Genomic DNA, 20,096 nt, shown 5'->3' with positions numbered 1-20,096 from the left:
CTTTGTGCCGGGAATCATGTTTGTCGATGCGGAGTGTACCGTTGTTCCGTTGCGTGCCGGGTGCGCCTCTGGTATTCCTGAGGCGGCTTGAGAAAAAATGCGCAAGCAGGGTGTCACACCGCCCTCGGCGCTGAAGTCCCCAGGCAACCTGACCGCAGCTAACCCGAGAGGAGGAAAGGCAGATGACCAAGGCTGATCTGGTCGACAAGATCGCGGCAAAGGCCAACCTGACCAAGGCCAGCGCCGAGCGCTCGCTGAACGCGTTCCTGGACGCGGTGAAGGACGCTCTGGCCGCCGAAGGCAAGCTCACCCTGACCGGCTTCGGCACCTTCGCCGTCGAAGCGCGCAAGGCGCGCAAGGGCCGCAACCCCCGCACCGGCGCGGAAATCAAGATTCCCGCGTCCAAGGTGGTCAAGTTCCGCCCCGGCAAGACCCTCAAGGACTCGATCAAGTAGGGTCGGAGGAACGACATGCTGCACGGTGAAACCATCCACAGCCCCCTGCCGCAGGACATCCCGTGGTGGATGCCCGACCACGCCATCTTCTTCGGCGTGCTGTACGGCGTCCTGTTCGTGATCTGCAGCGGCGTGGGCTACGTGATCCTCAAGTCGGTGATGGAATCCTGCAAGGGCGGGTGCCATTCCGAGGGGCATCACTAACGCGCGAGCTTTCCACCCGTTTCCGGCCGCCGCGTGCGGCGTCGCCAACGGGTTCTTTTTTCGGCCCTGTCCGGTACGGCCCAACCAGGTTCATTCCTGGCGGGTGCGGGCAGGGCTTGCCTTTTATGTCCGGGCGATGTATACAGCCCGCTTGCACCCACCCCGCAAGGGGATTTCTGGCGAAGGGGGTGATTTCTTTGCCCGGTGTGTATCTTAACGACGACGAATACAACTTCGACATCGCGCTGCGTCGCTTCAAGAAGCAGGTCGAGAAGGCCGGCGTTCTTTCCGAAATGAAGAAGCGTCAGCACTACGAAAAGCCCAGCGTGATGCGCAAGAAGAAGAAGGCGGCCGCCCGCAAGCGTCTCCTGAAGAAGATCAGGAAGATGAACATGGCCTAAGCCGCCGGTGCGTGAACGGCCCGCGCATGCGGTCCGCACCATGTCTGGAACGGGAAACCCGGAGGTCTTCCGGGTTTCCCGTATTCCGTATTTCCGGAACCCCATCCTCCCGCATCCGGTGGCGACCATGAATCTTTCCGAACGCATCGAGAAGGACTACGTGTCGGCCTACAAGGCCAAGGACGCGGTGCGCCTGGGCGTGCTGCGCATGCTGAAGACCGCCGCCAAGAACCTGCAAGTGGAGCTGATGCGTCCGGTCACCGAGGCGGAACTGCTCGACGTGGTGCTGAAGCAGGCCAAGCAGCGGCAGGACTCCATCGAACAGTTCACCGCCGCCTCCCGTACCGACCTGGCCGACAAGGAACAGGCGGAACTGGTCGTCCTGCGCGAATACCTGCCCACCCCGCTGGAAGGCGGCGAACTGGATGCCGCCATCGCCGCCGCCATCGCCGAAACAGGGGCCAAGGGCCCGCAGGACATGGGCCGGGTGATGCAGGCCATCATGAACGCCCACAAGGGCCGGGTGGACGGCAAGGCGCTTTCCGCCACCGTACGCGCCCGCCTGCAGGGGTAGCCTCGCGCATGGAATCCCGCAGCCTTCAGGTGCTGGAATTCGGCAAGGTGCTCAACCACCTTGCCGGATTGTGCGTTTCCGAAGCCGGAGCGGAAGCGGCCCTCGCCGTGCGCCCGCTGGCCGGCGTCGAGGCCGTGCACCACGCCGCCGCCCTGTTCGACGAGGCGCGGCGCTGGGCCGGGCACACGGGATTCCGCCTCTCTTCCTTTCCCCCGCTGGGCGGCGTGTTCCGCGCGTTGGACGCCCCGGCCACGGTGCTGGACCTGGACGCGCTGTGGGCCCTGCGCCAGACCCTGGGGCTGGCCCGCAAACTGGCCGCTTCCATCCGCGAGAGCCAGTCCACCGGCGGCCGCTGGGACCTGCTGACCGGCCTGGTGGATGCCCACCCGCTGCCCCAGCGCACCGTTTCCGGCCTTGACCGCTGCGTGTCCGACGACGGCCTGCTGCGCGACGAAAGCTCGCCCGAACTATCCTTGGTGCGCGGCGAAATCCGGCGCATCCACCAGCAGTGCACCCGCAAGGTCAAGGAATACGCCCAGCGCTACAACATCGGCCACTACCTGCAGGACGAGTTCATGACCCTCTCGTCCGACCGGTACGTGCTGCCGCTGAAGTCCAACTTCAAGGGGCGGTTGCAGGGCATCATCCACGATTATTCGCAGACCGGCGAAACCTGCTACTTCGAGCCCATGTTCCTGGTGGAGCTGAACAACGGCCTCCAGGAACTGAAGCGCGAGGAGCGCGAGGAAGAGCGCAAGGTGTTGCGCTATCTCACCGACCTTGTCCGCGACGAACTGGCAGCCGTGCGCGGCGCGTACGACCTGCTGGTGGAGGGCGACGTGCTGTGCGCGCGCTGCGCCCTGTCCGCCCGGTTCGAGGAGTTCGGCGACGCCGGGGCCGTGTCCATCACCGAGGGCGGGCAGGTCTCCCTGCTGGGGGCGCGCCATCCGCTGCTGGCCCTGGCCGCCGCGCGCGGCGGGAAGGACGGGACGGCCTCCGCGCAATCCGCACGGCCCGCTTCCCGCGTCCCGCATGCCGCTGGCAAGGGCGCGGCCGCCACAGGTCACGGTCCGCAAGCCGTGGACATAGAACTTCTGCCCGGCCAGCTCGGCCTGGTCATCAGCGGCGGCAACGCGGGCGGCAAGACCGTGTGCCTGAAGACGCTGGGGCTCATCGCGCTGATGGGCCTGGCCGGGTTGCCCATGCCGGTGCGCCCCGGCAGTTCGCTGCCGTTCTGGACCGACATCTTCGCCTTCATCGGCGACGAGCAGAGCCTTGAGGACAACGTGTCCACCTTCACCGCGCAGATCCGCCACCTGAGCGGGGTGTGGGACCGCCTTGGTCCCGGCGCGCTGGTGATCCTGGACGAATTCGGCGCGGGCACGGACCCGGCCCAGGGCGCGGCCCTGGCCCAGGCCGTGCTGGACGAGGTGATGGACGCCGGTTCCACGGTGGTGGCCGCCACCCACTTCCCGGCGCTGAAGGCGTACGCCCTGACCCGCGAGAAGGTGCGCGCCGCCTCGGTGCTGTTCGACCCCGCCACCAAGCGCCCATTGTTCCGTCTGGCCTACGATCAGGTGGGGGCCAGCCAGGCCCTGGACGTGGCCCGCGAGCACGGCCTGCCGGAGGCGGTGCTGCGCCGCGCCGAACAGTACCTGCTGCTGGACGGGGAGGACACCAGCGCCCTGGTGGACCGCCTGAACGCCCTGGCCGTGCAGCGTGAATCGGAAATTTCCTCGCTGCGGGCCGAAGAGGCCCGCCTGCGCGACAAGCGGACCAAGCTCGACGAACGCTTCGAGCGCGAGCGCCGCACCCTGTTCGAATCGGTGCAGGGGCAGGCCAAGGCCGTGCTTCAGGAATGGAAGTCCGGCAAGGTCAGCCACAAGCAGGCCCTGAAGGCCCTGGCGGAAACCCGCGCTCGGCTGGTGGGCGGCGTGGCGGGCAACGGCGATGCCGATGGCGCGACGGACGCGTCCGGCGCTCCCCAGTCCCCCGCGTTGCAGGTGGAAACCCTGCGCGCCGGGCAGGCCGTGCGCTACGTGCCGTGGGGCAAGAAGGGCAGCGTGGTCGAGGTGGACGCCCGGCGCGGCCGGGTGCGCGTGGACCTGAGCGGCGTGACCATGTGGGCCGAGGCTAAAGACCTGGCCGCATCCGACGAAAAGCCTCATGTGGCCGTTGGCGCGGTGACCCGCACCATTTCGGACGCCACCGCGTCCATGAGGGTTGACTTGCGCGGGATGCGTGCTGATGTTGCCGTAAGCGAACTGTCGCGCGCGCTTGACAAGGCCCTGCTCGCGGGCATGTCGGCGGTGGAGGCCATCCACGGCCGTGGCACCGGGGCCCTGCGCAAGGAAATTCACGCATTCCTCAGAACGTTTCCGGCCGTGAAATCGTTCGCGCTGGCCCCGGAAGACCAGGGCGGCGACGGCGTGACCATCATCGAACTCAAGTAGGGGGCTGCTTCTAAATTAGGGGTTTCGTTTGTTGGCAAGGAAAACGAACCTGCCATGAGGGAGTATACTCTTATCGTATTTGACCGATATGGCAGGTGAAGTTTGACGAAGTCAACGAGCGAAAGGACAATTTAGAAACAGTCCCCAAGCTGGTCCAGTTGCAGAAAGCGGTGGAAATGAAACAGGGCGGCCCGCGCACCGCGCGGTCCTCCCTTTCGCGTACCCGGAACACCGGAACGGCGGCATGAAACGCAGGGACGGCTCGGTCGTGCAGGCCATCAAGGCCCGCCTGAACCTCGTGGAGGTGGCGCGTCGCTATGTCGAGCTGCGCCACACCGGCGGTTCGCGCTGGATGGCGCCGTGCCCGTTCCACCAGGAGACCAAGCCTTCCTTCTCCATCAACGAGGAGGAAGGATTTTTCTACTGCTTCGGCTGCCAGGCTTCGGGCGACATCTTCGATTTCTACGGGCGCATCCACGGGCTGGAATTCCGCGAGACGCTGGAAGCCCTGGCCGAAGAGGCGGGCGTCTCGCTGGAGGACGACTGGAAGCCGGACCCCAAGGTCCAGCGCGAACAGTCCTTCAAACGGCAGTGCCTGCGCATGTACGACGTGGCGCGCGAGCATTTCCGGCGCAACCTGACCATCCCCGCCGGGCAGGAATGCCGCGACTACATCGCGCGGCGCCAGCTTTCGCCGGAGATCGTCAACGCGTTCGAGCTTGGCTGGAGCCTGCGCGAATGGTCGGCCCTGGCGGACGCGCTGCGCCGGGCGGGCTTTCAGCAGGCGGACTCCGCGCAGGCGGGGCTGCTTTCGCGCAACGATTCGGGCCGCATGTTCGACCGCTTCCGGGGCCGGATGATCTTTCCCATCAAGAACCTGGCCGGGCAGGTCATCGCCTTCGGCGGGCGCATCATCGCCGACGAGGACCAGGCCAAGTACATCAACAGCAGCGATTCGGCCATCTACAAGAAAGGGGAGCACCTCTACGGGCTGTTCCAGGCGCGCCGGGCCATGACCCAGCACAAGACGGCCATGCTCACCGAAGGGTACATGGACGTGCTGACCCTGCACCAGTACGGCTACAACATGGCCTGCGGCGTGCTGGGCACCGCGCTGACGCCGGAACAGGTCAAGCGCCTGGGGGGCTTCTGCTCCACGGTGGAACTGCTGTTCGACGGCGACAATCCCGGCCGCAAGGCGGCCATGCGCGCCTGCGAAATGCTGCTCACGCGCGGCATGCGCTGCAAGGTGGTGCTGCTGCCCGACGGAGAGGACATCGACAGCCTGCTGCACGACCAGGGCAAGGACGCCTTCGAGGCGTTGCGCAAGAGCGCGCCCGACGGGCTGGATTTCTGCATCGACACCCTGCGCACGCTCTATTCGCCGGGCGACGCGCTGGAGTGGTCGCGCAGCCTGTTGCGGCAGGCCGGGGCGGGCCACGCGGACGGGCAGCTGCTGGCGTCGCGCTTTCTGTCGCGCATCGCCTCCGGCCTCGGCATCCGCGAGGAAGCCATCCGCGAGGGGCTTTCGGGAGATTTCTACAAGGGCGCGGCGGCTGCCGTATCGGGCGCACCCGGTGCGCGGGATGCGCGCCAGCCCGCGCCGCAACGCCGGGTGGACGCCGCGCCCACCAGCGGCGACGCCCCCGCCAGGCGCGACCGGGCGGTGATGTTCTTTCTGGTGCGCTACCCGCACCATTTCGTCCGCCTGCGCGAGGCAGGGGCCGAGCTGGTGCTGGCCAGCCCCTGGGCGCGCGAACTGTGGGCCAAGATGGCCCGCCACGGCGCGGAGCCGGAACAGCTGCTGCCCAATCTTTCGGAACGCGAAAAGGAATTCTGGATCAGGTGCAGGACGGGCGATGTCCCGCCCCGCGACAAGGAACTCGAGGAATTGCAGGATCTGCTTTCCGGCATCGAATCGGTGACCACACGGGAACTCGGCGCATCGAGCATGATGGCCGCCCTTCGCCAGACGGCGACTTCCACCGACCCTGCCGCAGGCATCGAATTGCTCAGGGCCCTTCAGGAAACGTTGGGGAGATCGAATGGGTAACATCAAGGATATTCAGCAGATCAAGTCGCTCATCGCCAAAGGCAAGGTGAACGGCTTTCTGACCTTCGACGAGGTCAACAAGGCCCTGCCGGCAGAGGTCAACACGCCCGAGCAGATCGAGGAGATCATCGGGATCTTCGACCAGTTGGAAATCGCCATCGTCGATACCGAGAAGGACGGCAAGAAGATATCCGTGTCGCCTGGCGAGTCGGAAGAGGAACCCGCCGGCGAACCGGGGCTGGACCTGGTGGAGGACGAGGAGTCGGCGGACTACTCGTCGCGCTCCACCGATCCGGTACGCATGTACCTGCGCGAGATGGGCGCGGTGCCGCTGCTGGACCGCGACGGCGAGGTGCAGATCGCCAAGAAGATCGAACTCGGCGAGCAGGACGTGCTGTACGCCCTGGTGGAAGTGCCGGTGGCCGTCGAGGAGTTGATCAACGTCGGCGAGGACCTCAAGCAGAACCGCATCAAGCTGAAGGACGTCGTCAAGACCATCGAGGAAGACGACCCCAGCGAAGACGAGATGAACCAGCGCTCGCGGGTCATCCTGCTGCTGGACGAGATCAAGCATACCTACAAGAAGAAGCGCAAGGTCTACTCCAAGCTGGACGACTGCTGCACCCTGGAACGCCGGGTCACCGCCATCCAGAAGGAAATCCTGGGCTTCAAGGAAGACATCGTCAACCGCCTGCGCGACATCAAGCTGGAAAAGACCCTCATCGACCGGATCATCGAGACGGTGGAGGACTACGTGCGGCAGATGCACAACTGCCAGCGCGACCTTTCCGCCTACATCCTGTCCACGGGCAAGACCCAGGTCGAGATCCAGGACATCTTCCGCATGCTGGAAGCGCGCGAGATGAACCCCGTGGCCGCGTCCGAGGCGCTGGGCATGACGGTGGAGGAACTGTTCTCGTTCAAGGAAATGATCATCGGCAAGATCGAAATCCTGAACCGGTTGCAGGACAAGTGCTGCCATAACGTCACGGACCTCGAGGAAGTGCTGTGGCGCATCAAGCGCGGCAACACCCACGCCATGCGCGCCAAGCAGGAACTGATCCGCTCCAACCTGCGCCTCGTCGTCAGCATCGCCAAGAAGTACACCAACCGCGGGTTGCAGTTCCTGGACCTGATCCAGGAAGGCAACATCGGCCTGATGAAGGCGGTGGACAAGTTCGAATACCAGCGCGGCTACAAGTTCTCCACCTACGCCACGTGGTGGATACGCCAGGCCATCACCCGCGCCATCGCCGACCAGGCCCGCACCATCCGCATTCCGGTGCACATGATCGAGACCATCAACAAGCTCATCCGCACCTCGCGCTACCTCGTGCAGGAACTGGGGCGCGACCCCACCCCCGAGGAAATCGCCGAGCGCATGGACTACCCCATCGACAAGGTGAAGAAGGTGCTGAAGATCGCCAAGGAACCGATCTCGCTCGAAACGCCCATCGGCGACGAGGAAGATTCCAGCCTCGGCGACTTCATCGAGGACAAGAAGGCCGTGGCCCCGGCGGAAGAGGTGGTCAACACCAAGCTGTCGGAGCAGATCGCCTCCGTCCTGGCCGACCTTACCCCGCGCGAGGAGCAGGTGCTGCGCAAGCGCTTCGGCATCGGCGAGAAGTCGGACCACACTCTTGAGGAAGTGGGCAAGCTGTTCAACGTCACCCGCGAACGCATCCGGCAGATCGAGGCCAAGGCGCTGCGCAAGCTGCGCCACCCGGTGCGCAGCCAGATGCTGCGTTCGTACTACGAAAGCTAGAACCCGTGCGGCGTCAGTGGCGCCGCAACGCATTCACGGATAGAATGAGGGGCGGCCATGGGGCCGCCCTGTCGCGTACTGGGTTCCAACGGACAGCCGTTGGCCCCACGCGGCGGCGCATACGCACGGTGCCCGATGCGCATGCGGAACATGCTTCCCGTGCGGAGGACGAAACACACATGGCCGACAACACCTGCAACTGTACGCGCCAGGAATGCGCCTTTTCGGGGGATGGGCGACTGTGCGACATGCTGGACCGCGCGGGCGTGCCGCGCGACGGCAAGTGGCGCACGCTGATCTTCTACATGCGCGGGCTGGGCGAGTTCAGCACCCTCAGCGACGCCCAGAAGGCACGCATCCAGCAATTGCTGGTGGACGTGCTGAACCGGCGCGACTTCAGCGAGACAAGCTATCACGACGTGCTGCGGGCGGACCGCGACATCCGCGTGGAGCCCTACGAGTGCCGCATGCGCGAGGCCCTTCAGGAAACCGAACGCCTGGCCCGCGAATTCCGCTCCATGCTGCACCAGCGGCGCGGCGACATGGACAAGCTGGAGCAGGAAAGCGTGCGCGCCGTGGAAAGCGGGCTGGACCCGGCCGAGGTGGTGCGCCTGCTGCGGGCCACCTTCAGCGAGATGCGCGAACAGATGGACAGCGATGCCGCCCGCGTGGGCGAGCTGACCGTCACCGACCCGCTCACCGGCCTTGGCAACCGACGCGCCTTCGAGAGGGCGCTGGCGGCGGGCGAGGTGGCCTGGCAGGGCGGGACCGCCCTGGCGCTGGTGCTGTTCGACGTGGACCGCTTCAAGCATATCAACGACCAGCATGGCCACCGCATCGGAGACCAGGTGCTGCGCACCGTGGCCGAGGTGCTGCGCCGCAAGGTCGATGACTGCAACCGCAGCGTGGGCGCCGGGGCCGGTGAATGCGCCTCTGTGGTGGCGCGCTTCGGCGGCGAGGAATTCGCCCTGGTGCTCACCGGCGAGGGTGCGTTGCGCGCGGGCGAGATCGCCGAGTCGGTGCGCGCCGGGCTGGAGAACGTCAGTTTCGCCATCCGCGACGGGCAGGGACAGGTGGTGGAGCACGGCGTGCGCGTGACCCTGAGCGCGGGCGTGGCCCACGCCCGGCCGGGCCTGGCCGAACCGCTGGCGGACAGCCTGTTCGACCAGGCCGACCAGGCCCTGTACGAGGCCAAGCGGGAAGGCCGCAACCGGGTGCGGGTGGCCGTGGGGGGCGACGCACCAGTGGTGTGAGCCCGCGCAGTCGGGTGGCAATGTCAATATATTCGCCTCGTCCGGGAGGTGGGTGTGGCGGGTGCAAAAGCGCCCCGGCCGACAGGCCGGGGCGCTTTTGCGTGGGCATGCCGTGGCGGCGCGCCGTTGCGCTGTTCTCCGCCCTGCAAGGTTGCAGCGAGCCGGGGTTGGTGTATCCTTGGTCCATCCGCCGGTTCGCGCCCCTGGTGCGCGACGCCGCAGCACGTTTGTCAGGAGGTACGCCATGTCCACCATGTCTGCCATATCGGGTCGGCACCATCGTTCCCGGCGCGGCCGTGCCGGTTCCGCCCCGCGTATGCTGAACCGACGGGATTTCCTGCGCCTGTGGGCAGGCTCGACCCTGGGACTGTGCCTGGCCGCCTCCCTCCCGCGTTGGGCGGGCCGGAGTTGGGCGGCCACTGGGCAACTCACGTCCGGGGGGCCACTGCCCCTGCCCGGCCAGTCCGGCTTGTTCGGGCTGCTGGCTCCCACGGAGCCGTTCACGCTGACCGCCGCGCCGCAGCCCGGACTGCTGCCCGCCACGGGCGGCCCCATGCTGGCCTATACGGCGGAGTACCAAGGGCGTGCGTACCACAATCCCGTGCTGGTGTTGGACAAGGGGCAGGAGTTCGCCGTGCGGCTGGTGAACGGGTTGGGCCCCTTGGGACCGGCCCCCGGCGGGCACGATGACGGGCACGGGGGGCACGGGGCCGCCGGTCCGGACACCATCATCCACTGGCACGGCGTGGACTGCCCGTGGCAACAGGCCGGGCACCCCATGTACGCGGTGGGGCCGGGCGCGCACTACGACTATGCCTTTCCCGTCACCAACCGGGCGGGCACCTTCTGGTACCATCCGCATCCGCACGGGGACACGGCACGGCAGGCCTACCTGGGGCTGGCCTCGTTGTTCATCGTGCGCGACGACGAGGAACGCGCCTTCGCGCGCGAGCTGGACCTGACCCTTGGGGTCACCGACATTCCACTGGTGTTGCAGGACAAGCGCATCGGCCCGGATGGCGGGCTGGTCTACGCGCCCACGCAGGATGATTTGTTCATGGGCTATCTGGGCGACCGGGTGCTGGTCAACGGCGCGCACCTGCCCACATTGTCCGCGTCCACCCGCGTGTACCGGTTCCGGCTGCTCAACGGCAGCACGGCGCGCATTTTCAACCTGGCCTTCGTGCAGGGGGACGGCAGCGGGCCGGGCAGGGCCGGAACGCGCGTCCCCATGATCCTTGTGGCCAATGACGGCGGGTTCCTGCCCGCGCCGCACCGGGTGGACACGCTGTTCCTCGCTCCGGGCGAGCGGGCGGAAGTGCTGCTGGACCTGAGCGGCCGGGAGGCGGGCGACCAGGTGTGGCTGCGCAACCAGCCCTTCGACCCCATGCACAACGAGATGGACCACCCGGCAGGAGGGGACGGACACGGCGCGCACGCCGGGGCGGCGCAGGCAGGGACTGGCGACGTCCAGGACATGGGGGGCGGACATGGAAGTTCCCATGCTCCCCAAATCCATGGCATGCCGCACGGCATGACCCAGGCCACCATGCCCATGTCCGCCAGTTCTGGCGGTTCCGGCGGCGGGCACGGCGCGCATGGCGGGGACGGCATGGCCGACGGCGGGCTTGCCGAAGGCAGGGACTACCCGATCCTGCGGGTTTCCGTGGACAGGGCCGAACGGTACGAGCGCAAGATTCCGGAGCGGTTTGCCGCAGGCGCGGCATGGGCGGAGCCCGACGGCCCCGCCGCCCCGCCCGCGTTCATCCGCCCCCTGCGCCTGGAGGCGGACGGCAAGCGCTGGACCATCGCCGGTCAGACCTTCGCCATGGACCGCTTTCCCATCGCCGTGCCCGACAGGCGGCGCGAGACGTGGGCCATGGAGAACGCAGCCCGCAGCATGCCCCACCCCATGCACCTGCACGGGTACTTCTTCCGGGTGCGCGAGCGGCGGGGCAGCCCCGCGCAGGTGCACGCGCTGGCCGTGGACGGCGCGGGCAGGCTGCCCTCCGACCTCGGCCTCAAGGACACGGTGCTGGTGTGGCCCGGCGAGACGGTGCTGGCCGACGTGGACTTCGGCGCGCCCGCCTATCCCGGCGAACAGACATTCCTGTTCCACTGCCACAACCTGGAGCACGAGGACCAGGGGATGATGGTCAACGTGCGCGTACCCTAGGGATGCATGGCGGCAGCGATACACGGGGGCGGCCACGGGCCGCCCCTGCTGCGTGCGGCGGGTTGCGGCGCGGCGGGGTTGTGTACCCTGCGACGGGACGATGTTCCCTATAAAGCATAATGCTTTTAGATGTGCTGATATGTTCCGGGGGTAAACAGAAATACGGCCCGGCCGATCAGTTACGTATATCTCAGTGCGCTTTCCCCCATGCATGGCGCAAAAAACACTAACCGGGAATACTCTATGAAACTGCAAACAAAACTTCTGGCCGGGTTCCTGTTTTCTGCTCTGATAACCTTGGGGGTGGGGCTTTTTGCCGTTTCACGGCTGCACGACATGAGCGCGGCCGATGAGATCATGGCAAACCGCGTCGCGGCGCCGTTGAGCGAACTGATCGATGTCGTGTCGTATGTTCAACGCATCAGGCTCAATGTACTGGATTACGTCACCACGGAAAATGAGGCCGTCAAACAACGCACGCGCGAGGTTCTTCCCCAGTGGCGAGCCCTGGTAGACAAAGGTTCCAAAGAGGTGGACGCGACCCTGATCACCGACAAGGCGCGCAAGACCATGGCCGAATTCAAATCCGCCATGCAGGATTTCAGGAGAATGGTCGATGAGGTCATGGCCCTGGAGGACGCCGGCAAAGGCCGGGAAGCCTATGAACTCCTGACCGGCAGGGGCAGGGAAATAGCCGAAGGCTTCCAGCAAGCCGTCGACGCCCTTGTGGAATCCAAGCGCGAGCAGGGGGCCTTGCTGGCCAAGCAGAACGCCGAGCTGTCCGATTCCGCCAGCAGGCTTCTCTACGTGGTTCTGGGCTTCAGCGTTCTGCTGTCCGTCGCCACCGGCATCCTGCTGGCCCGCAACGTAACGCGCCAGCTTGGCGAAGATCCCGGGTATCTGGCCGAGGTCGCGAACGAAGTGGCCCAGGGCAACCTTGACGTGAAATTCCGGGCGCAAGCGCGGGTCGGCGGCGTATACGAGGTCATGCAGAAGATGGTGGCCACCATGAAGGAAAAAATAGCCGAAGCCGAGGAAAAAAGCGCCGAAGCCGCGCGGCAGGCCGAGCAGGCCCGACGGGCCACGGAGGAGGCCAATGCCGCCAAGGCGGCCGCCGAGCGCGCCAAGGCCGAAGGCATGTTGCAGGCCGCGCAGCAGCTTGAAGGGGTCGTGGACATCCTGACCTCCGCCTCCGAAGAGCTTTCGGTCCAGATCGAGCAGTCCAGCCGCGGCTCGGACGAGCAGTCGCAACGGGTCAATGAAACGGCCACCGCCATGGAAGAAATGAACGCCACCGTGCGTGAGGTTGCCAGCAATGCCGGGCATGCCTCTGAGATGTCCGATCAGGCCCGCATGCAGGCGCAGGAAGGCGCGGCCGTTGTTTCCAGGGTGGTGGCGGGAATCAACGAAGTCTCCCGCCAGAGCCTTGACCTCAAGCAGGATATGGACACCCTGAGCAGCCAGGCCGAGGGCATCGGCCAGATCATGAGCGTCATTTCCGACATTGCCGACCAGACCAACCTGCTGGCCCTCAATGCCGCCATCGAGGCCGCCCGCGCGGGCGAGGCCGGACGAGGCTTTGCCGTTGTGGCGGATGAAGTTCGCAAGCTGGCCGAAAAGACCATGACAGCCACCTCTGAAGTGGGCCAGGTCATCAGCGGCATTCAGGAAGGAACCCGCAAGAGCGTGGCCGGGGTCGACCGTTCCATCGGAACCATTCAGGAAGCCACCGGCCTTGCCAGCCAGGCTGGCGAAACCCTGCACAGCATCGTCGGGCTGGTGGATTCGACCAACGACCAGGTGCGCTCCATCGCCACAGCCAGCGAAGAACAGTCCGCCGCCAGCGACGAAATCAACCGCTCCGTGGAACAGGTAGCCATCATTTCCAGCAAGACGGCAACGGCCATGATGGAGGCGAGCCAGGCTACGCAGGAACTGGCGCGTCAGTCGCAGGTGCTGCTGGGCCTCATCAACGACATGAAGGCCGAAGGCGGCAGGGGCTAGCGTGGCCCTGCCCCGGCGGGGCAAGGCACAGGCACGCCCATGTCGGCGGTCCGACAGCCTGACAGGCAACAGCAGCATACCAAACTGCCCGCCCTCTCCGGACGAGGGGCGGGCAGTTTGCCTGGATGCGCAGGCCGGGCCGCCGCACCACGAAACGGCAACCGAAGAAGCCCGCCGTTCCCATGCAGGGAACGGCGGGCTTCATGTTTCCGTATCGTGAACGCGCGGCGCGTTGCGCTACTTGTTCATCACGTTGAGGAATTCGCGGTTGCTCTTGGTGGCGCGCATCTTGTCCAGCAGGAATTCCATGCTGTCGATGGGCGACATGGGCGCCAGGATCTTGCGCAGGATCCACACGCGGTTGAGCACCTCGTCCGACAGCAGCAGGTCTTCCTTGCGGGTGCCGGTGCGGTTGATGTCGATGGCCGGGAACACGCGCTTTTCGGCAAGGTGGCGTTCCAGGTAGATTTCCATGTTGCCGGTGCCCTTGAACTCTTCGAAGATCACTTCGTCCATGCGCGAGCCGGTGTCGATGAGGGCGGTGGCGATGATGGTCAGGCTGCCGCCTTCCTCGATGTTGCGCGCCGCGCCGAAGAAGCGCTTGGGGCGTTGCAGGGCGTTGGCGTCGAGACCGCCGGACAGCACGCGGCCGGACGAGGGAGTGACGGCGTTGTAGGCGCGGCCCAGGCGGGTGATGGAGTCGAGCAGGATGACCACGTCGCGCTTGCGTTCCACCAGGCGCTTGGCCTTTTCCAGCACCATCTCGCAGACCTGCACGTGGCGCTGCGGCGGCTCGTCGAAGGTGGAGCTGACCACTTCGGCGTTCTTCACCGTGCGTTCCATGTCGGTGACTTCCTCGGGCCGCTCGTCGATGAGCAGCACGATGAGATAGGCATCCGGGTGGTTGGCGTTGATGGAGTTGGCGATGGTCTGGAGCAGGATGGTCTTGCCGGTGCGGGGGGGCGCCACGATCAGGCCGCGCTGGCCGCGGCCCACGGGGGCCATCATGTCGATGACGCGGCTGGAGTAGTTCTTGTCCCCGTTCTCCATGATGAACTGGCGGTCGGGGTAGATGGGCGTCAGGTTGTCGAACAGTACGAGATTCTTGGCGTTTTCCGGCGGCTCGAAGCCGATCTCGGTCACCTTCAGCAGGGCGAAGTAGCGTTCGCCTTCCTTGGGCGGGCGGATCTGGCCGGAAACGACGTCGCCCTTGCGCAGGTTGAAGCGGCGGATCTGCGAGGGCGAGACGTAGATGTCGTCGGGGCCGGGCATGTAGCTGCACAGCGGCGAACGCAGAAAGCCGAAACCGTCGGGCAGTATCTCCAGCACGCCGTCGCCGTAGATGGCGCCGTTCTGCGAAGCGCAGGCCTGGAGCAGGGCGAAGATCAGCTCCTGCTTGCGCATGCCGCTGGCGCCCTCGACGTTGTATTGCTCGGCAAGCTCCATGAGCTCGCTCATGCTCTTGATCTTGAGTTCCGAAAGATTCATGGCCGTCTCGGAACCCTGGACGTTCTTCTTTTTCCTCATAGGCGTGGTGGGGACTGCTTTTGGAAGGGTGTGGGGGGTGTATGGAAGGATGAAACCACAGTCGTCCACACGGCAGGAAAGACCGCGCAAAGGCGAGCCGTCCGCAAGTGGGAACTGTTGTCGGAGTGACGGTATGAAGGAAAATCGTTGAGGTGGACGGGCGGGAACACTGTACCGGGTCCGGTGCCGGGCTTTCGTGGCCCGGAATGGAGGGGAGGGGACCCGCAAGAGAGGTGTTGCAACGTTCGGTTGCTTCCACCCGCCGTACAAGGGGCTACCTAGCCCATTCGACACGGGATGGCAAGTGGTCTATTCGTTTTTTTCCCTGGCCTGCAAGACATCCTGGAACATCTCTTCGATTTCGCCGCGCACGTTGTCCTGGGGGCGGTCCAGCACGCAGGCCAGTTCCAGGGTGATCAGTCCCATGGCCTGTTCCAGCAGGCGGCGTTCGCCGAACGAGAGTTCCTTGTCGCGGCCGATGAGCAAGAGTTCGCGCAGCACGTAGGCAACATCCGCCAGGTCGCCGCTCTTCAGCTTTTCCGAGTATTCACGGTAGCGGCGGTTCCAGTTCTGGCCGGTGTAGCCGGTGAAGCCGGTGCGGTCGCGCAGGGATTCGAGTATCTCGGCTCCGCGCTCCGGGGCGCATAGCGGGCGCAGCCCCACGTTGGCGGCATTGCGCACGGGCACCATGAGGGTCACGTTGTTGCCCAGGATGCGGACGATATAGAAGTCCGTGGCAACGCCGCCAACCACTTGCGACTCGACGCGTTCGACTTTGCCGACGCCTTGAGCCGGGTAGACGACGAGTTGATCCTGGGCAAACACTCGGAACTCCATGCGGTGGAAACAAGGTTGAATTCGGCAGGAAAAAACAGCTTATCCCAATCCGCAGCAAGAGTCCATCCCGCCAGCGTTCGGCAGTGCTGTCCGTGGCAAGGACGCTGGCAAGGACGCTGCGATGCGGAAAGGCTTTCGGCGTGGTGCGCGGCGGGGGCGGAGCCGGTCCGGCAGGCAGGGGCCATCGCACGGCGTGCCGCCGCGCGGGCGCCGCGTCATTCCGGCTTGCAGGCGTTGGCGAACTGGGTGGCGGCGGCCGCGCCCTGGGTGGCGAAGATGGTCATGGCCTGCACGGCGGCGGGCAGCAGCTTGTCCAGCGCGTCCTGTTCCGGGCCGGTCAGGCGGCCCAGCACCCAGTTGGTGGTCTCGCCGCCGTGGGGCGAGCGCCCGATGCCCAGGCGCAGGCGGTGGAAATCAGGCGTGCCGAGCAGTTGGGTGATGGACTTCAGCCCGTTGTGCCCGGCGTTGCCGCCCCCGGTCTTGAACTTCATGCGGCCGAGGGGGATGTCCAGTTCGTCGTGCACCACCAGGATGGCGGCAGGCTTCACCCGGTAGTACGAGGCGATGGCCAGCACCGCCTCGCCGCTCAGGTTCATGAAGGTCTGCGGCTTGGCCACCAGCCACGGGTCGCCTGAGGGCGTGATGCGGCAGCGCCACAGGTCGTACTTCTTCTTGCCGCCGGAAAGCTGGTCGCACCCGCCGCCCGGTTCGCGGGCGGCCGAGTCCATCAGGGCGTCCACGGCCATGAAGCCCAGGTTGTGGCGCGTGCGTTCGTATTCCTTGCCCGGATTGCCCAGGCCGACGATGAGACCGGCGACGTTCATGCGCGATGGGGGTGGTTGACGGTTCAGCGGCGGTTGCCGTTGCGGGGCGGCGCGATGGATGGCGCGGCGGCAGGGCTGGCAGGATGGTCAGACGGGTCCGCCAGACGAGTTCGGCCAGGCGGGTCCGGCCGCTGCGCTACGGGGGTGCGGGCCGGGTTCCGGAAACGCGGAAACCGGCCCCGCGCTGGTGCGCGGGGCCGGGGGAAACCGCGGTCCAAACCGTGGGAAGCCGCGTGTCACGCCCGCATCGGGATGCGGCGGACTGCTGCGGCGTTCCCGGCCTCAGGCGCTATTCCTCGCCCTTGGGCGAGACGACGGCCACGATGGCGAAGTTGCGGTCGGCAACGGCGCAGACGCCTTCGCCTAGGGGCAGGTCATTCACGCTTATGGTCTTGCCGATTTCGAGGTCGGTCAGATCGATGGTGATCTTGCTGGGCATCAGCAGGGGCTTGGCGGAAATGTCCAGCGCTTCGCGGTACACTTCCAGCTTGCCGCCCACCTTCACGCCCTTGGCGGTGCCGGTGAATTCGAGGGGCACGCGGATCTTGACGGGCTTTTCCAGGTCCACGCCGCGAAAATCGATGTGCGAGAAGCGGTTCTTCACCGGGTGATACTGGATCTGCCAGAACAGCGCCGGGTAGGTGGACTTGGCGCCGTTGTCGTCCAGTTCGATGTTGAAGACGGTGGTGCGGCCCACGGCTTCGAACATCTTCTCGACGGGAAGCGTGTCCATCACGACCGGCACGTTCAGGCCCTCGGCGTTGTAGAACACGCCGGGAACCAGGGTTTCGGCCCGCAGCTTGCGGTTGGCGCCCTTGCCAAGGCCGTCGCGCTTGCGCACGCTCAGAGTCTTCAGTTCGGACATTGCAGTTCTCCTTAAATTCATTCCCGCGTAGGCATCCCGCCCCGCGTCGGAATGTGAATTGCTTATACGAAAAGCACGCTCACCGAGGATTCGGTGTGGATGTTGTGGATGGCCTTGGCCAGCAGCCCGGCCACGGACAGCACCTTCAGCTTGCCGCAGGCGGCCAGCTTGTCGCCCAGGGGCACCGTGTCGGTGATGATGACCTGCGAGAAGGTGGAATTGCACAGCCGTTCGATGGCCGGGCCGGACAGCACGGGGTGGGTGGCGCAGGCCATCACTTCCTTGGCCCCGTTCTTCAGCAGCACCTCGCCCGCCGCGCACATGGTGCCCGCGGTGTCGATCATGTCGTCCACCACGATGGCGATCTTGTCCTTGACGTCGCCGATGACGTGCATGGCCGAGGCCTGGTTGGGACGGTCACGGCGCTTGTCGATGATGGCCAGGCCCGCGTTCAGCTTCTTGGCGAACGAGCGGGCGCGCTCCACGCCGCCCGCGTCGGGCGAGACGATGACGATGTTGCCCGCGTACGGGCGCAGGTAGTCGAGAATGACCGGCTGCGCGTACAGGTTGTCCACCGGCACGTCGAAGAAGCCCTGGATCTGCCCGGCGTGCAGGTCCACCGTGACCACGCGGTCGGTGCCCGCGGTGGTCAGGAAGTCGGCCACCAGCTTGGCGCTGATGGGCGCGCGGGGGCTGACCTTGCGGTCCTGGCGGGCGTAGCCGTAGTAGGGCACCACGGCGGTGACGCGGCCGGCGCTGGCGCGCTTCAGCGCATCCAGCATCAGGCACAGCTGCATCAGATTGTAGTTGACGGGCGAGCAGGTGGCCTGGACGACGAACACGTCGTCGCCGCGCACGTTGTCGCCGATCTCGATGCGAATCTCGCCGTCGCTGAATGTCTCGCACAGGGCCGGGGTGAGCTGGCAACCCAGGTGGTCGCAGATGGCCTTGGCAAGGGCGGGGTTCGACGTGCCGGTAAGAATCTTCAGATCACCGTGCATGTTTCGACTTCCGGCTTGTGGTTGCGATGGCAAGCGTCATCGGAAAAATGGCTGGGGCGGAAGGACTCGAACCCTCGGATGACGGGACCAAAACCCGTTGCCTTACCAGCTTGGCGACACCCCAGCATCAGGGAAATATGTGCTTTGACGCAGGGGCTGGCCTGCGTGCGCCGCCGGGCGGCGCGCATCTCACAGCGCGTGCAAAAAGGCCACGATGTTGTCGTTGCGAAGAGCTTCGGCCACATCGCGCGCCGTGCCGTGCTTTCTGAACAGGGCGAACAGGCTGGCGCCGCTCCCGCTCATCAGCGCGGCACAGGCCCCGCGTCGAAGAAGAAATTCCTTGGTTCGGCGCAGGGTTGCATGTGCCTGAAAAACAACCGGTTCAAAGCTGTTGGTCAGCCACGGTCCGCGAGAGAGTGGATTTCTATCTTCTAGACTTTCGGATGTCAAGCAAGGGCGCAATGATTTCGCGCCCTGTCCGGCTTCCGCGTGGCTGCCGGGTACGGAAGGGTTGGCGGCGTCCCAGGCCCGGTAGGCCCAGGGCGTGGAAACGCGTATGGGCGGACAGGCCAGCACCAGGTGCATGCCCGCAAGGCCCAGGGCTGCGAGTCCGCCGGGCCGAAGCGGGGTGAGCGCGTCGCCGATGCCGGTGGCCCGCGCCGGGCCGTCCATGAGAAAGAACGGCACGTCGGCCCCCACCCCTGCCGCGATGGTCCGCAGGGTTTCGGGCGCGGGGGCCTTGCCGGGGGCCTGTTCCGCGCACAGCGCGGCAAGATGGCGCAGCAGCGCTGCCGCGTCCGCGCTGCCTCCGCCCAGGCCCGCGCCGTGGGGGATGCCTTTTTCCAGATGCACCGCAAGGCCGGGGCGAAAGCCGGTGGCCGTGGCGAAGTCCTCGTAGGCGGCCGTCACAGTGTTGCGGGCCGGGTCCACGTCCGGTTCGGTGCAGGAGAAGGCAATGCCCTGGCCCGCGCGGGGCGTCACGTGCAGCAGGTCGCAGGGTTCCGGCAGGGGCAGGAACAGGGTGTCCAGTTCGTGGTAGCCGTCGGGCCGCACGCCGGTGATGCGCAGGTACAGGTTGACCTTGCATCCCGCGCGCAGGGTGACGGCGGCCGCCGTCATGCCGGGGCGTCCGCGTCGCGCCGCAGCGTTTCCACGGTCAGGTGGCCGTTGGTGAACACGCACAACTCACCGGCGATGCCCATGGCCTCGCGGACCACGGCTTCCGCGTCCAGCGCGGTGTGCCGGGACAGGGCGCGGGCGGCGGACAGGGCATAGGGGCCGCCGCTGCCGATGGCGGCGATGCCGTCGTCCGGCTCGATGACGTCGCCGGTGCCGGTGAGGATGAGGATGGTTTCCGCGTCGGCCACCAGCAGCATGGCCTCCAGCCTGCGCAGGTACTTGTCCTTGCGCCAGTCCTTGGCCAGTTCCACGGCGGCGCGGGTGAGGTTGCCGCCGAATTCCTCCAGCTTGGCCTCGAAGCGCTCGAACAGGGTGAAGGCGTCGGCCGTGGCCCCGGCGAAGCCCGCCAGCACCCGGTCGCGGTACAGGCGGCGCACCTTGCGGGCGGTGTGCTTCATGACCACGCTCTGGCCCATGGTCACCTGGCCGTCGCCGGCCATGGCCACGCCGCCCGCGTCGCGCACGGCAAGGATGGTGGTACCCTTCAATTCCATATGTCGGTTCCTTCGGAGTGGTGATGCCGGT

The 20,096-nt window shown here is 66.2% G+C and carries 17 protein-coding genes and 1 tRNA gene; 10 read left to right on the top strand and 8 right to left on the bottom strand.

Going from position 1 to position 20,096, the window contains the following annotated elements; all coding sequences use genetic code 11:
• The first annotated feature begins 182 nt into the window (after window positions 1–182).
• The 10 genes from ACR4XJ_RS03985 (at window position 183) to ACR4XJ_RS03940 (ending at window position 13,338) form a co-directional block, all read left to right on the top strand.
• On the top strand, window positions 183–455 hold the full coding sequence (locus ACR4XJ_RS03985; protein ID WP_007522025.1) for an HU family DNA-binding protein: 273 nt from the start codon (window positions 183–185) through the stop codon (window positions 453–455).
• Window positions 456–470: 15 nt separating this feature from the next.
• The gene (locus ACR4XJ_RS03980) at window positions 471–659 is read left to right on the top strand and encodes a hypothetical protein (protein WP_007522023.1); all 189 of its coding nucleotides are present in this window, start codon (window positions 471–473) and stop codon (window positions 657–659) included.
• Between the two features lie 197 nt (window positions 660–856).
• Window positions 857–1,060, top strand: a complete 204-nt coding sequence (gene rpsU, locus ACR4XJ_RS03975) for a 30S ribosomal protein S21 (protein WP_012611647.1) — start codon at window positions 857–859, stop codon at window positions 1,058–1,060.
• A gap of 127 nt (window positions 1,061–1,187) precedes the next feature.
• Window positions 1,188–1,634 carry a GatB/YqeY domain-containing protein gene (locus ACR4XJ_RS03970; protein ID WP_434753978.1) on the top strand — a complete coding sequence of 149 codons (447 nt, stop codon included), beginning with the start codon at window positions 1,188–1,190 and terminating at the stop codon, window positions 1,632–1,634.
• A gap of 8 nt (window positions 1,635–1,642) precedes the next feature.
• Window positions 1,643–4,087, top strand: coding sequence for an endonuclease MutS2 (locus ACR4XJ_RS03965; protein WP_434753977.1), 2,445 nt, complete (start codon window positions 1,643–1,645; stop codon window positions 4,085–4,087).
• 244 nt (window positions 4,088–4,331) lie between these two features.
• A complete protein-coding gene (gene dnaG / locus ACR4XJ_RS03960) occupies window positions 4,332–6,140 on the top strand; it encodes a DNA primase (protein ID WP_434753976.1) in 1,809 nt (602 codons plus the stop codon).
• Window positions 6,133–7,905, top strand: coding sequence for an RNA polymerase sigma factor RpoD (gene rpoD / locus ACR4XJ_RS03955; RefSeq protein ID WP_333505690.1), 1,773 nt, complete (start codon window positions 6,133–6,135; stop codon window positions 7,903–7,905). Before dnaG ends, rpoD begins: the two co-directional genes overlap by 8 nt.
• Before the next feature lie 179 nt (window positions 7,906–8,084).
• On the top strand, window positions 8,085–9,158 hold the full coding sequence (locus ACR4XJ_RS03950) for a GGDEF domain-containing protein (protein ID WP_434753975.1): 1,074 nt from the start codon (window positions 8,085–8,087) through the stop codon (window positions 9,156–9,158).
• 244 nt (window positions 9,159–9,402) lie between these two features.
• Complete coding sequence (locus tag ACR4XJ_RS03945) at window positions 9,403–11,334, top strand: multicopper oxidase family protein (protein ID WP_434753974.1); 1,932 nt, start codon at window positions 9,403–9,405, stop codon at window positions 11,332–11,334.
• Window positions 11,335–11,577: 243 nt separating this feature from the next.
• Complete coding sequence (locus tag ACR4XJ_RS03940) at window positions 11,578–13,338, top strand: methyl-accepting chemotaxis protein (RefSeq protein ID WP_434753973.1); 1,761 nt, start codon at window positions 11,578–11,580, stop codon at window positions 13,336–13,338.
• A 237-nt stretch (window positions 13,339–13,575) separates the two neighbouring features.
• Here the strand turns inward: ACR4XJ_RS03940 and rho are convergent, their stop codons facing one another.
• The 8 genes from rho to hslV all read right to left on the bottom strand — a co-directional run bounded on the left by rho (window position 13,576) and on the right by hslV (window position 20,065).
• The gene (gene rho / locus ACR4XJ_RS03935) at window positions 13,576–14,826 is read right to left on the bottom strand and encodes a transcription termination factor Rho (RefSeq protein WP_012611640.1); all 1,251 of its coding nucleotides are present in this window, start codon (window positions 14,824–14,826) and stop codon (window positions 13,576–13,578) included.
• 348 nt (window positions 14,827–15,174) lie between these two features.
• Window positions 15,175–15,690: a CarD family transcriptional regulator gene (locus tag ACR4XJ_RS03930; protein ID WP_434753972.1), complete on the bottom strand. Its 516-nt coding sequence runs from the start codon at window positions 15,688–15,690 to the stop codon at window positions 15,175–15,177.
• A 227-nt stretch (window positions 15,691–15,917) separates the two neighbouring features.
• Window positions 15,918–16,526, bottom strand: a complete 609-nt coding sequence (gene pth / locus ACR4XJ_RS03925) for an aminoacyl-tRNA hydrolase (protein ID WP_434753971.1) — start codon at window positions 16,524–16,526, stop codon at window positions 15,918–15,920.
• A 289-nt stretch (window positions 16,527–16,815) separates the two neighbouring features.
• Window positions 16,816–17,391: a 50S ribosomal protein L25/general stress protein Ctc gene (locus ACR4XJ_RS03920; RefSeq protein WP_333505696.1), complete on the bottom strand. Its 576-nt coding sequence runs from the start codon at window positions 17,389–17,391 to the stop codon at window positions 16,816–16,818.
• Window positions 17,392–17,453: 62 nt separating this feature from the next.
• Window positions 17,454–18,392, bottom strand: coding sequence for a ribose-phosphate diphosphokinase (locus ACR4XJ_RS03915; protein ID WP_434753970.1), 939 nt, complete (start codon window positions 18,390–18,392; stop codon window positions 17,454–17,456).
• Between the two features lie 48 nt (window positions 18,393–18,440).
• Window positions 18,441–18,516 (bottom strand) — tRNA-Gln (locus ACR4XJ_RS03910).
• A 65-nt stretch (window positions 18,517–18,581) separates the two neighbouring features.
• Window positions 18,582–19,511 carry a 4-(cytidine 5'-diphospho)-2-C-methyl-D-erythritol kinase gene (ispE, locus tag ACR4XJ_RS03905; RefSeq protein WP_434753969.1) on the bottom strand — a complete coding sequence of 310 codons (930 nt, stop codon included), beginning with the start codon at window positions 19,509–19,511 and terminating at the stop codon, window positions 18,582–18,584.
• Window positions 19,508–20,065, bottom strand: coding sequence for an ATP-dependent protease subunit HslV (gene hslV / locus ACR4XJ_RS03900; RefSeq protein ID WP_434753968.1), 558 nt, complete (start codon window positions 20,063–20,065; stop codon window positions 19,508–19,510). The genes ispE and hslV overlap by 4 nt, the downstream gene beginning before the upstream one ends.
• Window positions 20,066–20,096: the final 31 nt, after the last annotated feature.

This window comes from Nitratidesulfovibrio sp. D1 (assembly GCF_051133415.1).
Taxonomy (GTDB): Bacteria; Desulfobacterota; Desulfovibrionia; order Desulfovibrionales; family Desulfovibrionaceae; genus Cupidesulfovibrio.
This window is presented reverse-complemented; position numbering and strand designations above follow the sequence as displayed.

What these genes read in the sequence shown, in the direction of transcription:
- rpoD (WP_333505690.1), top strand. Translation starts at nt 6,133, where the DNA reads ATGGGTAACATCAAGGATATTCAGCAGATCAAGTCGCTCATCGCCAAA.
- ACR4XJ_RS03980 (WP_007522023.1), top strand. Translation starts at nt 471, where the DNA reads ATGCTGCACGGTGAAACCATCCACAGCCCCCTGCCGCAGGACATCCCG.
- ispE (WP_434753969.1), bottom strand. Translation starts at nt 19,511, where the DNA reads ATGACGGCGGCCGCCGTCACCCTGCGCGCGGGATGCAAGGTCAACCTG.
- ACR4XJ_RS03950 (WP_434753975.1), top strand. Translation starts at nt 8,085, where the DNA reads ATGGCCGACAACACCTGCAACTGTACGCGCCAGGAATGCGCCTTTTCG.
- rho (WP_012611640.1), bottom strand. Translation starts at nt 14,826, where the DNA reads ATGAATCTTTCGGAACTCAAGATCAAGAGCATGAGCGAGCTCATGGAG.
- ACR4XJ_RS03945 (WP_434753974.1), top strand. Translation starts at nt 9,403, where the DNA reads ATGTCCACCATGTCTGCCATATCGGGTCGGCACCATCGTTCCCGGCGC.
- pth (WP_434753971.1), bottom strand. Translation starts at nt 16,526, where the DNA reads ATGAACGTCGCCGGTCTCATCGTCGGCCTGGGCAATCCGGGCAAGGAA.
- ACR4XJ_RS03920 (WP_333505696.1), bottom strand. Translation starts at nt 17,391, where the DNA reads ATGTCCGAACTGAAGACTCTGAGCGTGCGCAAGCGCGACGGCCTTGGC.
- ACR4XJ_RS03970 (WP_434753978.1), top strand. Translation starts at nt 1,188, where the DNA reads ATGAATCTTTCCGAACGCATCGAGAAGGACTACGTGTCGGCCTACAAG.
- dnaG (WP_434753976.1), top strand. Translation starts at nt 4,332, where the DNA reads ATGAAACGCAGGGACGGCTCGGTCGTGCAGGCCATCAAGGCCCGCCTG.
- ACR4XJ_RS03940 (WP_434753973.1), top strand. Translation starts at nt 11,578, where the DNA reads ATGAAACTGCAAACAAAACTTCTGGCCGGGTTCCTGTTTTCTGCTCTG.
- ACR4XJ_RS03965 (WP_434753977.1), top strand. Translation starts at nt 1,643, where the DNA reads ATGGAATCCCGCAGCCTTCAGGTGCTGGAATTCGGCAAGGTGCTCAAC.
- ACR4XJ_RS03985 (WP_007522025.1), top strand. Translation starts at nt 183, where the DNA reads ATGACCAAGGCTGATCTGGTCGACAAGATCGCGGCAAAGGCCAACCTG.
- ACR4XJ_RS03915 (WP_434753970.1), bottom strand. Translation starts at nt 18,392, where the DNA reads ATGCACGGTGATCTGAAGATTCTTACCGGCACGTCGAACCCCGCCCTT.
- hslV (WP_434753968.1), bottom strand. Translation starts at nt 20,065, where the DNA reads ATGGAATTGAAGGGTACCACCATCCTTGCCGTGCGCGACGCGGGCGGC.